Source organism: Microbacterium sp. AG238 (assembly GCF_003610405.1).
Lineage (GTDB): Bacteria > Actinomycetota > Actinomycetes > Actinomycetales > Microbacteriaceae > Microbacterium.
Genome location: NZ_RAQC01000001.1, coordinates 158,589 through 172,903 on the forward strand (window position 1 = coordinate 158,589; position 14,315 = coordinate 172,903).

At 69.0% G+C, this 14,315-nt stretch carries 11 protein-coding genes and 1 riboswitch; of the genes, 7 read left to right on the forward strand and 4 right to left on the reverse strand.

Annotation, left to right across the window (positions count from 1 at the left end; genetic code table 11):
• Positions 1–40 precede the first annotated feature (40 nt).
• A riboswitch (glycine riboswitch) is annotated at positions 41–132 on the forward strand.
• 140 nt (positions 133–272) lie between these two features.
• Genes gcvT through gcvP form a run of 3 tightly spaced genes read left to right on the forward strand, consistent with a single transcriptional unit; the run spans position 273 to position 4,641 of the window.
• The gene (gene gcvT / locus DEU36_RS00695; RefSeq protein ID WP_120262481.1) at positions 273–1,385 is read left to right on the forward strand and encodes a glycine cleavage system aminomethyltransferase GcvT; all 1,113 of its coding nucleotides are present in this window, start codon (positions 273–275) and stop codon (positions 1,383–1,385) included.
• A complete protein-coding gene (gcvH, locus tag DEU36_RS00700; RefSeq protein WP_120262482.1) occupies positions 1,382–1,765 on the forward strand; it encodes a glycine cleavage system protein GcvH in 384 nt (127 codons plus the stop codon). Before gcvT ends, gcvH begins: the two co-directional genes overlap by 4 nt.
• Positions 1,762–4,641, forward strand: coding sequence for an aminomethyl-transferring glycine dehydrogenase (gene gcvP, locus DEU36_RS00705; RefSeq protein WP_120262483.1), 2,880 nt, complete (start codon positions 1,762–1,764; stop codon positions 4,639–4,641). Before gcvH ends, gcvP begins: the two co-directional genes overlap by 4 nt.
• 109 nt (positions 4,642–4,750) lie before the next feature.
• Here gcvP and DEU36_RS00710 read toward each other — a convergent pair whose 3' ends face one another.
• Genes DEU36_RS00710 through DEU36_RS00725 form a run of 4 tightly spaced genes read right to left on the reverse strand, consistent with a single transcriptional unit; the run spans position 4,751 to position 8,618 of the window.
• Positions 4,751–5,506: a CPBP family intramembrane glutamic endopeptidase gene (locus DEU36_RS00710; protein WP_120262484.1), complete on the reverse strand. Its 756-nt coding sequence runs from the start codon at positions 5,504–5,506 to the stop codon at positions 4,751–4,753.
• A 39-nt stretch (positions 5,507–5,545) separates the two neighbouring features.
• Positions 5,546–6,094 carry an Lrp/AsnC family transcriptional regulator gene (locus tag DEU36_RS00715; protein WP_120262485.1) on the reverse strand — a complete coding sequence of 183 codons (549 nt, stop codon included), beginning with the start codon at positions 6,092–6,094 and terminating at the stop codon, positions 5,546–5,548.
• The gene (locus DEU36_RS00720; protein ID WP_120262486.1) at positions 6,091–7,455 is read right to left on the reverse strand and encodes a M20/M25/M40 family metallo-hydrolase; all 1,365 of its coding nucleotides are present in this window, start codon (positions 7,453–7,455) and stop codon (positions 6,091–6,093) included. Before DEU36_RS00720 ends, DEU36_RS00715 begins: the two co-directional genes overlap by 4 nt.
• A gap of 2 nt (positions 7,456–7,457) precedes the next feature.
• Positions 7,458–8,618, reverse strand: a complete 1,161-nt coding sequence (locus DEU36_RS00725; protein ID WP_147374347.1) for a Xaa-Pro peptidase family protein — start codon at positions 8,616–8,618, stop codon at positions 7,458–7,460.
• Between the two features lie 378 nt (positions 8,619–8,996).
• Between DEU36_RS00725 and DEU36_RS00735 the strand changes: the two genes are divergently transcribed.
• The 4 genes from DEU36_RS00735 (at position 8,997) to DEU36_RS00750 (ending at position 14,315) form a co-directional block, all read left to right on the forward strand.
• Positions 8,997–10,607, forward strand: a complete 1,611-nt coding sequence (locus DEU36_RS00735; protein WP_120262489.1) for an ABC transporter substrate-binding protein — start codon at positions 8,997–8,999, stop codon at positions 10,605–10,607.
• Positions 10,608–10,724: 117 nt separating this feature from the next.
• Positions 10,725–11,654 (forward strand): ABC transporter permease, encoded by a 930-nt coding sequence (locus tag DEU36_RS00740; protein WP_120262490.1) that lies wholly within the window; start codon positions 10,725–10,727, stop codon positions 11,652–11,654.
• Entirely contained in the window at positions 11,644–12,594 is a 951-nt protein-coding gene (locus tag DEU36_RS00745) for an ABC transporter permease (RefSeq protein WP_120262491.1), read from the forward strand. The genes DEU36_RS00740 and DEU36_RS00745 overlap by 11 nt, the downstream gene beginning before the upstream one ends.
• Positions 12,591–14,315 carry an ABC transporter ATP-binding protein gene (locus DEU36_RS00750; protein WP_120262492.1) on the forward strand — a complete coding sequence of 575 codons (1,725 nt, stop codon included), beginning with the start codon at positions 12,591–12,593 and terminating at the stop codon, positions 14,313–14,315. The genes DEU36_RS00745 and DEU36_RS00750 overlap by 4 nt, the downstream gene beginning before the upstream one ends.

Here is a 14,315-nt window from a genome sequence, read left to right on the forward strand (position 1 = left end):
CGGTGACGCTATGCTGATCGCGCAACTGAAGACAGGCCGCATGACGCACGCGGGAGAGCCCCGGAGCAATCCGGGCACCGAAGGAGCAAGCCTCCCCGCCAATCTCTCAGGTCCGCGTACCGCGCGCGTCCGGCCGCTCTGGAAAGCGATCCCCTCGGGGGTCCGCCGACGGTGAAAGCCGGGTCCGCCCGGTGAAACTCTCAGGCCCAAGACAGAGGGGGAGTTCCGGATGCCGCAGCCGTGGCAGCCGCCCGCCCGCAACGGGAGAACTCATGTCAGATCCCCGCTCCACCGTCCTGCACCATCGCCACGCCGCCCTCGGCGCGTCCTTCACCGACTTCGGCGGCTGGCTCATGCCCGTGCGCTACACGTCCGACCTGGCCGAGCACCATGCCGTGCGCACCGCCGCGGGTCTGTTCGACATCTCGCACATGGCGGAATTCGAGGTGACCGGGTCCGTCGCCGGCGACTGCCTCGACGCCGCCCTCGCCGGCAGCCTCTCGACGATGACGGTCGGAAAGGCCAAGTACTCGCTCGTCCTCGCGGAGGACGGCGGGATCATCGACGACGTCATCGTCTACCGGCTCGACGACGACCGTTTCCTGATCATCGCCAACGCCGGCAACCGCGAGCCCGTGTGGGCTGCGCTGCAGGAACGGGCCGAAGGCTGGGACGTCGAGGTGCGAGACGTCACCGACGCGTACGCGCTCCTGGCCGTCCAGGGCCCCGCCGCACTCGCGGTGCTCGAGGCTACACCGGGCCTGTCGACGGCCGACGTCGCGCTCGCGGACACGCGGTACTACGCCTGGACCGCCGGCGAGTTCGCGGGCGAGCCGCTGCTCCTCGCACGCACCGGGTACACGGGCGAAGACGGATTCGAGCTGATGATCCCGGCTGCAGCCGCCGAAGCCCTCTGGGATGCCGTGCTCGCCGCGGGAGAGCCGTTCGGCCTCGTGCCGGCCGGGCTGGCCGCGCGCGACACTCTGCGGCTCGAGGCCGGGATGCCCCTCTACGGACACGAGCTCTCGCTCGACGTCGCCCCGGCCCAGGCGGGACTCGACCGCGTGGTCGGCGCCGACAAGGGCGCGTTCGTCGGCCGTGAGGGTCTGACGAAACGCGCATCGGCATCCGCGCCCGTTCTCGTCGGTCTCGTGTCGGAGGGACGCCGCGCCGGTCGCGCCGGGTACGCCGTGCTCGGCCCCGACGGCGAGCGCGTCGGCGAGGTCACGAGCGGCGCGTTGAGCCCGACGCTCGGGCACCCGATCGCCATGGCCTACGTCGCGCCCGAACATGCCGCGCCCGGCACCGAGCTCGCGCTCGACGTCCGCGGCACCCGCATCCCCGCCACCGTCACCCCGCTGCCGTTCTACCGGAGGAAGAAATGACCGATCTCGACGCCCTGAAGTACACCGCCGAGCACGAGTGGGTCGACCTCTCGGGCACGACCGCGACCGTCGGCATCACCGACTACGCCGCCGAGAAGCTGGGCGACGTCGTGTTCGTCGACCTCCCCGCCGTGGGAACCCGTGTGACCGCCGACGCCGTGTGCGGCGAGATCGAGTCGACGAAGTCGGTCGGCGAGCTCTACGCACCGCTGAGCGGGACCGTCGTCGAGATCAACGAGGCCGTCGTGGACGACCCGTCGCTCGTCAACGCCGGGCCGTTCGGTGAGGGGTGGCTCGTGCGCATCGAGATCGATCCCGCGGACGCCGAAGCATTGCTCGACCGCGCCGCCTACGTCGAGCTCACCGGCGGAGACCGATGACCTCCGCTTTCGCCGCCCGTCACATCGGCACCGACGGCGCTGCTCAGCAGCGGATGCTGGATGTCCTCGGCTATCCGGACGTCGATGCCCTGCTCACCCGGGCCGTGCCCGCGGCCATCCAGGTCGACGCGGTACCCGACAGCGTCATCCCCGCGGCAGCCGCTGAGCACGAGGCTCTGGCGGAGCTGCGTGAACTTGCGTCGCGCAACCGCGCCGCACGGCCGATGATCGGCCTGGGGTACTACGACACCTTCACGCCGGCCGTCATCCAGCGCAACGTCCTCGAGAACCCGTCCTGGTACACCGCCTACACGCCGTACCAGCCGGAGATCTCGCAGGGCCGCCTCGAGGCGCTCATCAACTTCCAGACGATGGTGACAGACCTCACCGGACTGGCCACGGCGAACGCCTCGATGCTCGACGAGGCCACGGCCGTCGTAGAGGGCATGCTGGTGGCCCGTCGGGCGTCGAAGTCGCGCGGCGACGTCTTTCTCGTCGATGCCGATGCGCTGCCGCAGACCAAGGCGCTGCTCGGCCATCGCGCCGAGGCGCTGGGCATCGAGCTGCGCGAGGTCGACTTCGCCGGCGCCCCCGCCGCGGTCGCGTCGGACGAGCCGGTGTTCGGGGCGTTCGTGCAGTACCCCGGGGCGTCCGGTCGCGTATGGGATCCGAGCGCGGTCATCGGCGAGGTGCAGGCCGCGGGCGGTCTCGTCGTCGTCGCCGCCGATCTGCTCGCGTTGACGTTGCTGCGCTCGCCCGGCTCGCTCGGAGCCGATGTCGCCGTCGGGACGACCCAGCGGTTCGGCGTCCCGATGGGCTTCGGGGGCCCGCACGCCGGCTACATGGCGGTGCGTGCCGGTCTCGAACGCCAGTTGCCGGGGCGCCTCGTGGGAGTCTCCGTCGACGCGGTGGGAGACCCGGCCTACCGCCTGTCGCTGCAGACCCGCGAGCAGCACATCCGCCGCGAGAAGGCGACCTCGAACATCTGCACCGCGCAGGTGCTGTTGGCGGTCATGGCGTCGATGTACGCCGTCTATCACGGGCCCGAGGGACTCCGGCGCATCGCCGAGTCCGTCGCCGGGCACACGGCCCTCCTCGCCGAATGGTTGGCCGACGCCGGTGTCGACGTCGAGCACGACTCCTTCTTCGACACGCTGACGGTGCAGGCGCCCGGCCGGGCTGCCGAGGTCGTCGCGGCGGCCCGGGAACTCGGCTACCAGCTGTGGCACCGTGACGACGACACCGTCGGCGTCTCGGTCGACGAGACGACGACCGTCAGCGACCTGCACGCCGTCGTGCGCGCCTTCGGCGGCCCTGAGCAGCGCGCGTTCGCGTTCGTCGCCGGGTCGATGTGGCGGGAGCGGCACGCTCCGGCCTCGCTCCGGCGCGAGGACGAATACCTCACGCATCCGGTCTTCACGAGCCACCATTCCGAGACGGCGATGATGCGGTACCTCAAGCGTCTCGCCGACCGCGACTATGCGCTCGATCGCGGCATGATCCCGCTCGGGTCGTGCACGATGAAGCTGAACGCCGCCACCGAGATGGCCGCCGTCACCTGGCCGGAGTTCGCGCGCGTGCATCCGTTCGCGCCCGCCGACGACGTCCGCGGATACCTCGAGCTCGTCGACCAGCTCGAAGCGTGGCTCGCCGAGGTCACCGGCTACGACGCCGTCTCGCTGCAGCCGAACGCCGGTTCGCAGGGCGAGCTCGCCGGGCTGCTGGCGATCCGCGGATACCACCGTTCGCGGGGTGACGACGACCGTACGGTCTGCCTCATTCCGTCGTCGGCGCACGGCACGAACGCCGCATCCGCCGTGCTGGCGGGCATGCGCGTGGTGGTCGTCGCCTGCGACGAGGCGGGAAACGTCGACCTCGACGATCTCCGCGCCAAGATCGACGAGCATGCCGCGGCGCTGTCGGCGCTGATGATCACCTACCCGTCGACGCACGGTGTGTACGAGCACGAGGTACTCGCGATCACCGAGGCCGTGCACGCGGCAGGCGGTCAGGTGTACGTCGACGGCGCGAACCTCAATGCCCTTCTCGGCTTCGCCCGCTTCGGCGATCTCGGCGGAGACGTGTCGCACCTGAACCTCCACAAGACGTTCGCCATCCCGCACGGCGGTGGCGGACCGGGTGTGGGTCCGGTCGCGGCGAAGGCGCACCTCGCAGCGTTCCTGCCCTCGCATCCGTTCGCGCAGCGCGCGGAGCACGCGGGCGGCTTCGTCTTCGATGGCGGCCCCGTCTCGGCGGCGCCCTACGGCTCGGCATCCATCCTTCCCATCTCGTGGGCGTATGTCCGGATGCTGGGTGCGCGCGGTCTGCGCGAGGCGACCGGAGCGGCGGTGCTCGCGGCGAACTACGTCGCGGCACGGCTGCGCGACCACTACCCGGTGCTGTTCGCGGGCGAAGGGGGTCTCGTCGCACACGAGTGCATCCTCGATCTCCGTCCGCTGCGCGAGCGGACCGGCATCACCGTCGACGACGTCGCCAAGCGACTGATCGACTACGGATTCCACGCCCCGACCATGTCGTTCCCGGTGGCGGGGACGCTGATGGTCGAGCCGACCGAGTCGGAGGACATCGCCGAGATCGACCGCTTCGTCGAGGCGATGATCGCCATCCGCGCCGAAGCCGAGCGCGTGGCCTCGGGGGAGTGGCCCGCCGACGACAACCCGCTCGTCGGCGCCCCGCACACGGCGGAGGCGGCAGTCGCGTCGGAGTGGTCGCATGCGTACTCGCGCGAGGAGGCGGTCTACCCCGTCCGTTCGCTCGTGCGGGGCAAGTACTGGCCGCCGGTGCGACGCATCGACCAGGCCTACGGCGATCGCAACCTCGTGTGCGCCTGCCCGCCCCCGGAGGCGTTCGCCTGACGCCGGGCCGCTTCGCGAGAGCGCACCGTTTCGCCGAGCACGTACCCTCCGAGGTGCGTGCTCGGCGGGACGGTGCGTTCTCGTCGGGCTCGGGGTCAGGGTGCGGGGCTCAGAAGAGACCGGGCCACCACGATGCGGCCAGCGGATAGCCGATGAAGGCGACGAGGTCGATCACGACGTGGGCGACCACGAGCGGCATCACCCGGCCCCAGCGGTGGTACACCCATCCGAAGACCACGCCCATCGCGATGTTGCCGAAGATCGGACCGATGCCCTGGTACGCGTGGTACAGGCCGCGCAGCGCCGCCGTCGACAGAATGATCGCCCACGTGCTCCAGCCGAGCCGCCGCAGCCGGTCGAACAGATACCCGATGAAGATGACCTCTTCCGTGAGGCCCGCGCGCAACGCGGCGAGGGCGAGGAGGAGGACGGCCGTCCACCCGCCGTCGAGCGGAGCCGCGCCGACCTGGACGGTGATGCCGAGCGCGCGCCCGAGGGCGTAGAGGCCGAGGCCGGGAACGCCGATGAGGGCGACGAGCAGGATGCCGGCGCCGGCATCCCTCCCGAACATCCGGAAGTCCAGGCCGATGCGGCGCAGCGCCGACCGGCCCGGCTCCCAGAGGAAGTAGATCGCCAGCGCCACCGGGGCCAGGTTGAACAGATTCGAGAAGACCTGCGAGACCACTGACCAGGCATCCGCCGTCGCGGCGCCCGGGTTGAGCGAGGTCGACTGGTCGCCCAGGCTCACCTCGCTCGTCACGGCCTGCAGGAACGACAGCACCGAGAAGAAGGCCGAACGGCCCACGGAGACCGCCAGGACGAGGGCGATCTCCCACCAGAGCCGACTCCGCGACACGTGCGTCATTGTTCCTCCCCGGTCGATGTTAGGCCCGGGGGTGGGGCGTCACGGGCGGCGCCGTTTGCGCGCGGGAGTCTCGGTCGCCAGCACGTGCTGCAGCGGTTCGGGATCGGCGAGACGGCCGATGGCGAGCATGGTCTCGACGCGGTCGATCCCCGGGATGGGCCAGACCTCTTCGACGAGCAGCCGCTGCAAGTCGGCATGGTCCCGCACGCGGAACCGCGCCATGAGGTCGTACCCGGCGGCCAGCACGATGACCTCGGTCATCGCGTCGATCGCCTTCAGCGCGCTCAGGACCGTGGCGGCGTCTGCGTCGCCTGTCAGGCGCAGCGGCATCACCACGAGCATCGGGTAGCCCAGTGCCGCCCAGTCGAGTTCGATCGTGTGTCGCCGGATGACGTGACCTCGCTCCATGCGGGCGATCCGCTCGGCGACGGCCGGGGCCGACATTCCCACCTCCGCCGCGATGCTGCGCATCGACGCCCGTGCGTCCTCGTGAAGGCGATGGAGGATGCGCCGGTCGATGTCGTCGATCTCGAGCACGTCGCGTTCGGGCTCGAGCAGAGAGCGCAGTCGCGCTGGGTCGGTCGTCATGCCCCTCCCCGGGCGGTGTCGGCGAAGCCGCTTCGTTCGAGCTCTCGGAAGACGTCGAGCGTGAACTGCACGTGATCGAGAAAATCCTCGACGTAGCCGTGCTCATCGTAGCCGTGCATGTTTCCGGCGGGTCGCAGGGTGCCGGTGGGGGAGATGATCGGCGCGCCGAGGTGCTCGAGGAACAGTGCCCCGGGTCCTGCCCCGGTCATCACGTCGTAGACGACCGCCTCCGCGCCGAACGCGCGTCCGGCGGCGCGCACGACGGCTTCGCCGAAGGCCGATTGCACGGGCGAGTAGGCGGGCGCGAGCGCGCGGATCACGGAGACCGCGACATCCGGATGCCGTTCCGCGAGGTGCGTCCGCACGGCGGCCACCACGCGCTCGGGCCGCATCCCCGGGACGAGCCCGAAGCGCACGCGAGCCGTCGCCGACGCCGGGATGCTCTGACGCACTCCGTCATCGAGGTCGAAGCCCGAGAGGCTCATCGAGGGTTCGAACACGAAACGCGTCGAGAGCTGCGAGTCTGTGCCGGGAAGGTACGGCGAGACTCCGTCGCGCGCGATCGACGGTCCGGGCAGTGTGATGTCGGCGGTGCGGCGACGTGCCCGCTCGTCGGGGACGAGGGCGTCATCGCGCACGCCGGCGACGGCGATCCGGCCGTCTTCGGTGCGCATCGACGAGATGGCCGCCATCAGCTCGAGCGGTGCGGACCGCAGGATCGACGAGTACGAGGGATGCTGTGCCGAGGCGAGGATGTCGAGAGAGAGCTCGATCTCGAGCGAGCCGCGGCACCCGAAGCCGACGGCGGGGCGGCCGTCCTCCTCGCGCAGGTAGCTCTCCCACAGGCACGCATCTGCTCGGAGCTCTGCCGCGTGCGCGGCGAGTACCTCTCCGAGGCCCGGGCTGCCGATCTCTTCGCACGGGTCGGCGAGATAGATGACCCCGAAGGGTGTGCGTCCGTCGTGCTCGTCGATCCAGAGGCGCAGCGAGGCAAGACGCCCGGCGACGTCTGCTTTGTCGTCGCACGCGCCGCGCGCGTACATCGCGCCGTCTCGGATCTCGGCGGCGTAGGGCGGAGACGACCAGCGCGACGGGTCGCCCTCGGGCTGCACGTCGTAGTGGTTGTACAGCAGCAGCGATGCGTCACTGGCTCCGGCGCGGAAGCCGACGACGACGGGGCCGTAGTCGGGGATCTCGTAGCGCACGACGCGGTCCATCAGCGGAGCGAGTCGTTCCTCGATCCAGTCCGCCGCCGCCGCGATGGCATCCAGGCGACCGGCGACCGTGGGGAACCGGCACACCTCCTGCCAGCTCGCGACGATGGTGTCGGCGGCCTCGTCGATCCGCGGGTCGCGACCCATCGTCACTTGCCTCGGGGCAACGACACCGGAACGAGGTCGTAGGGGTAGTCCGAGATGAGCTCGTAGCCGTCCTCGGTCACGAGCACGATGTCCTCCAGGCGAACGCCGCCGAAGCCCTGCCGATAGCAGCCCGGCTCGATGGCGATGACGTCGCCGGCGACGAGGACCGCATCGTTCTGGTTGAGGCTCGGTGGCTCGTGGACCTCGAGCCCCACGCCGTGCCCGAGCGAATGGAAGTAGCCCTCGTCGAGCACCTCGCCGGGCTTCTTGGTCAGTTGGGTGGGCTGGCCCGCGGCTTCGATCGGCTCGCACGAGATGCGGTGGAGCTCGGCCACCGGCAGACCGGGGCGGATCGCGGCCAGCGTCGCGTCGAACGACTTCTTGACGATGTCGTAGTAGAACGCGAGCTCGTCGTCGATGTCGCCCTTGACGAACGTGCGGGTCATGTCGGAGTTGCCGCCCGAGGCGATGTCGCGCGGGCAGATGTCGACGGTCACGGGCTCGCCCTCGAAGATCTGTCCTGACCCCGCGTGGTGGCCGATGCAGGTCTGCGCGCCGTGGGCGACGATCATGCCGGCGTCTTCGCACCCGTTGCGCAGGAAGACCGAGCGGATGCGGTCCTTGAGGTCCTCGCACGTGAGCGGCACACCGTCGAGCATGAGCCCGCCGTCTGCTGCGACCGTCGAGCGGTGCATCGCGTCGGCGACGAGCGAGACACCCGCTTCCGCGGCCACCTGCGCACGGCGGATGCCGGCGAGCTCGTGCGGAGTCTTCACGCGCCGACGCTGGACGAAGAGGTCGCGGTCGACACGCACGTCGATGCCGTTGGCGCGCAGGTGGTCGGCGACCTCGAGCGGGAAGGTGGGCGGCACGGCGGCGCCGGTCACGCCCAGACGGCGGCAGGCGGCGACCAGGGTGGAGAGCTCGGCGAGGTCGGGGTCTTGGCCGGCCGCACGGAACTCGTCGAAGCCGAGCTCATCGAGCGGGAAGACCGTCATGCCCGGGACGTCGCGCATGCGTGCCGCTTCGAGCGACTTGATCGCCACGTGCGGCGCTCCCGCGATCTCGATGTAGAGGAACGGGTCGTGCACGTCGTGGGGGATGACGTGGCGCATGTCGGCTGCCAGCGTGCTCGCGTAGATGAGGATGGCGTCGTCCACCACAGCGGCTCTCCTTGGATCGGGTGTCCCGCCGAGTGCGAGACCGAGATGTCCCGACTTTACATCAGAGCTGTTACCGAACAGATTCACCTTGCTATCGAAGGTACGCAATTCCTCTCGCCATACTTAGTAAGCCCCCTCCTGGGCTGTGTCGGAGCGGTCTCGGTGCCCCGGATGACGCACCGCGCAGGCATCGACACGCAGCCGACGCAGGATGACAACCCCGCCGCCGCGATTGTTGCCGACATGTAACGGTTTGGGCCTGGATGCGGTCACAGGGGCGGCTCGCGCTTATCGTCGGGGGTATATCCCGTGCTCCGGACACCGGTGTGTCTTCACCACCGTCCACCGTGAGCGCGTACCCGTCACCCAGGAGGAAACATGTCGAGACGACGTTGGGGAGTCGGCGCGATCGCGCTGGTGTCCGCCGTCACGCTCACGCTGGCCGGTTGCTCGGCCGGCGGCGACAGCAACACGGGCGGGGGCTCCAACGCCTCCGCGATCATCACCACGAACGGCACCGAGCCGCAGAACCCGCTGCTGACCTTCGGCACCACCGAGACCGGCGGTGGCCGCATCCTCACCTCGATGTACGCGGGTCTGGTCAGCTACAAGGCGGACGGCACGATCGAGAACGAGGTCGCTTCCTCGATCGAAAGCGACGACAACGTGGTGTGGACCATCACCGTCGCCGACGGCTGGAAGTTCAGCAACGGTGAGGAGATCACCGCGAAGACCTTCGTCGACACCTGGACCGCCGGCGCGCAGGACGAGAACGGCGCGTACTGGTTCTACACGATCGAGGGTGCGTCCGACGACGGCAGCACCGCCCCGACGGGCCTCGCGGTCGTCGATGACATGACCTTCACGGTCACGCTCAAGGCTCCCGACGCCGACTTCCCGCTGCGTCTCGGCTACACGGCTTACATGCCGCTGCCGTCCGTCGCTTTCGAAGACCTCGAGGCGTTCGGCGAGAACCCGGTCGGCAACGGCCCGTACATGCTCGACGGCGAGGGCGCCTGGCGCCACAACGAGGGCATCAACCTCGTTCCGAACCCCGACTACAAGGGTGTGCGCGAGGTCAAGAACGACGGTCTGAACATCGTCTTCTACACCTCTCTCGAGTCGGCTTACGCCGACGCGCAGGGCGGCAACCTCGACGTGCTCGACACCGTTCCCGACACCGCGTTCGCGACCTACGAGACGGACTTCCCGGAGCGTTCGGTCAACCAGCCCGCCGCGATCTTCCAGGGCTTCAACATCCCCTTCTACCTGCCGAACTTCGGCAACGACGAAGAGGGTCAGCTCCGTCGCGCCGCCATCTCGATGGCGATCAACCGGGAAGAGATCACCGACACGATCTTCCAGGGCACGCGCACGCCGGCCACCGACTTCACGTCGCCGGTCGTCGAGGGCTGGAGCGACGACCTGCCGGGCTCCGAGGTTCTCGAGTACAACCCCGAAGAGGCGAAGGCGAAGTGGGCCGAGGCCGAGGCGATCAGCCCGTACGCCGGACCGTTCACCATCACGTACAACTCCGATGGCGGCCACCAGGCTTGGGTGGATGCTGTCGCGAACAGCATCGCCAACACGCTCGGTATCGAGGCGGTTGGTTCACCGCAGCCGACGTTCGCCGCTGCGCTCGACCTGCGCACGTCCGGCACCCTCACCGGCGCCACCCGCGCCGGATGGCAGGCCGACTACCCGTCGCAGGGTAACTTCCTGTCGGCGCAGTACAGCACCGGCGCGAGCTCGAACTACGAGGGCTACACCAACCCCGAGTTCGACCAGCTGCTGACGCAGGCCGCATCGGCTCCGTCCATCGAGGACGCGGCCGGCCTGTACGAGCAGGCTCAGGAGATCCTGATGCGCGATCTGCCCAGCGTTCCGCTGTGGTACCAGAACGCCGTCGGTGTCTGGGGCGAGGGCGTCGACAACGTCGTCTTCGGCTGGGACTCGGTGCCGCTGTACAACCAGGTCACCAAGGGCTGAGTTCGGCTCCAGGCGATCATCGAGTACGGTGTCCGGGGCGCATTCGCGTCCCGGACACCGTGCTGACCGGGGCCCATTCGCCCTCACTACCCGAACCCATTTAGGAACTATTCGTCGATGCTCTGGTTCATCGGTCGACGGCTGCTGCAGCTGATCCCCGTCTTCTTCGGGGCGACCCTTCTCATCTACGCCCTCGTCTTCCTCTTGCCGGGAGACCCGATCGCCGCCCTGTACGGCGAGCGTCAACCGTCTCCCGCCGTCATCGAGGCGGTGAGGGCGCAGTACAACCTCGACAAGCCGTTCATCGTGCAGTACTTCCTGTACATCGGGGCGCTGCTGCAGGGCGACTGGGGCACGACGTTCTCGGGCCGTCCCGTCATCGACGTGATGGCTCAGGCGTTCCCGATCACGCTGCGACTGGCGGTCCTCGCCCTCGCGATCGAAGCGGTCTTCGGCATCGTCGTCGGTCTCATCGCGGGCCTGCGCAAGGGCAAGCTCTTCGACGCCACCGCCCTGGTCGTCAGCCTGCTCCTCATCTCTGTGCCGACCTTCGTCATCGGCTTCGTTTTGCAGTACGTCCTCGGCATCCAACTCGGGTGGTTCCGCACCACCGTCAGTGCGGGTGCGCCCTGGAACGAGCTCCTCCTGCCGGCGATCGTGCTCGCGACGGTCTCGTTCGCCTACATCGTCCGGCTCACCCGCTCATCGGTCGCCGAGAATCTCTCCGCCGACTTCGTCCGCACGGCGACGGCGAAAGGCCTCAGCCGCCCGCGCGTCGTCACGGTGCACGTGCTCCGCAACTCGCTCGTTCCGGTCGTGACCTACCTCGGCGTCGATCTCGGATCGCTCATGGTCGGGGCGATCGTCACCGAGAGCATCTTCAACATCAACGGCGTCGGCGGCACGATCTATCGCGCCATCACGATCGGGGAGGGGCCCACCGTCGTGTCCTTCGTCGCCATCATGGTCATCATCATCATGCTGGCGAACCTGCTCGTCGACCTCCTGTACGCCTGGCTCGACCCGAGGATCCGCTATGCCAAGTAATCTCCGCCGGAATCAGGAACACTTCGTCGCTCCCGAAGAGGAGACGCCGCTCCAGGCGATCGACGCGGTCTCGACCGACGACAAGCCGCGCACCGTCTGGAGCGACGCGTGGCAGTCGATGCGCCGCCGACCCATGTTCTGGGTCTCGGCCGTCCTCATCGTGCTGATCCTCTTCGTCGCGATGTTCCCCGGGCTCTTCTCGCCCGTGTCGCCGACCGCGAATTGTCAGCTGGCCGACAGCAACGCCGGGCCGCGTCCCGGACACATCTTCGGGTTCACCCGTCAGGGCTGCGATGTCTACGCCCGCGTGATCTACGGAACGCAGTCGTCGGTCATGGTCGGCTTCATCGCGACGCTGATGGTCACGATCTTCGGCTCCGTCGTCGGCGCCCTCGCCGGGTACTACGGCGGCATCCTCGACGCGATCCTCTCGCGCGTGGCCGACATCTTCTTCGCCATCCCCACGGTCCTCGGTGCCATCGTCTTCATGTCGGTCGTCCCCGACCGGACGCCGCTCGTCGTCGCCCTCGTCATCGCCGTGTTCGCGTGGCCTCAGATCGCCCGCATCATGCGCGGTGCGGTCCTGACGGCGAAGCAGGCGGACTACGTCGTGGCGTCCATCGCCCTCGGCGTCTCGCGGTGGCGCGTCCTGCTGCGTCACGTCCTGCCCAACGCGATCGCTCCGGTGATCGCCGTGGCCACCGTCTCGCTCGGCACGTTCATCGTCGCCGAGGCGACCCTGTCGTTCCTCGGCATCGGCCTGCCCGGCACGGTGATGAGCTGGGGCAACGACATCAACTCCGCGCGTCAGTCGCTCACCACGAGCCCGATGGTGCTGATCTACCCCGCTGCCGCGCTGTCGGTGACGGTCCTGTCCTTCCTCATGCTGGGCGACGTCGTGCGCGACGCCCTCGACCCGAAGGAGCGTGCCCGCCGATGAGCGACACCACGTCCTCGGATGCCACGCCGCTGCTGGACATCCGCAACCTCCACGTCGGGTTCCAGACGAAGGCCGGGCTCGTTCCCGCCGTCCGTGGCGTCGACCTGACGATCTATCCGCGCCAGTCGGTGGCGATCGTGGGCGAGTCTGGTTCCGGCAAGTCCACCACCGCGCAGGCGATCATCCGTCTGCTCCCCGGAACCGGACGCATCACCGACGGTCAGATCATGTTCGAGGGCCGCGATCTCGCGGCGCTGACGAACCGTGAGCTGCAGGCCGTGCGCGGAGCCCAGATCGGTTACGTCCCGCAGGACCCGATGTCGAACCTCAACCCCGTGCTGACCGTGGGCTTCCAGGTTCGCGAGGCCGTCCGGTCGAACCGCAGCGCAACGGGACGGGCAGCCGTCCGCGACCGCGCGGTCGAGGTGCTCACCGAAGCCGGTCTTCCGGATGCCGAGGATCGGATGCGGCAGTACCCGCACCAGTTCTCCGGCGGAATGCGCCAGCGTGCGCTCATCGGGATCGGCTTGTCGGCCCGCCCGAAGCTTCTCATCGCCGACGAGCCGACGTCGGCTCTCGACGTGACGGTCCAGCGCCAGATCCTCGATCACCTGGGCTCCCTCACGTCCGACTTCGGCACCTCGGTGCTGTTCATCACCCACGACCTCGGACTCGCCGCCGAGCGTGCCGAGCACCTCGTCGTGATGTACCGCGGCCGCGTGGTCGAGTCGGGGCCGTCGCAGGAGATCCTCGCCGACCCCAAGCACCCGTACACCAAGCGGCTCGTGTCGGCCGCGCCGAGCCTCGCCTCACGCCGCATCCAAGCCGTGCGTCACCACGAGGACGTCGACGTGTTCGGCGCCGGGGAGGAGTTCCTCGCCCGGGCAGAGGAGCGCGAAGCCGAGGCGGAGTCGGTCGCCGCTCGCAGCGACTTCATCGACATCCGCAACGCGCGACGCGTCTACAAGGTGCGGACCGGCGGGCTCTCCTCGAAGGAGATCGTCGCGGTCGATGACGTCAGCATCCAGGTGGCCAAGGGGACGACGACCGCGATCGTCGGCGAGTCGGGGTCGGGCAAGTCGACTCTGGCGAAGCTGTTCCTGCAGCTGGAGCGACTGACCTCGGGCGAGATCCACTTCGACGGCAAGAAGCTCGGTGGGCTCAACCGCGCCGAAGAGCTCGCCTTCCGCCGTCGTGTCCAGCCGGTCTTCCAAGACCCGTATGGAACTCTCGACCCGCAGTACAGTGTCGGCGACACGATCGCCGAGCCCATGCGCGTGCACAAGTTCGGCAGCCAGAAGGAACGGTCGGCACGCGTACGCGAACTGCTCGACCAGGTGTCGCTTCCGACGGCGGCGAAGGACCGGTATCCGAGCGAGCTCTCGGGCGGTCAGCGCCAGCGAGTCGCGATCGCTCGCGCCCTGGCGCTGAAGCCGGACGTGCTCGTGCTCGACGAGGCCGTGTCGGCGCTCGACGTGCTCGTGCAGGGACAGATCCTGAACCTGCTCACCGAGTTGCAGACCGAACTCGACCTGACGTACCTCTTCATCACGCACGATCTCGCGGTCGTGCGTCTCGTGGCCGACAACGTCTCGGTCATGCGGCGGGGCCGGCTCGTGGAGTCGGCGACCACCGACGAGGTGTTCGATCACTCGACGGAGGACTACACGCGCGAACTGCTCGCGGCCATCCCCGGTGCGGGATTCCAGTTCGGCGTCTGA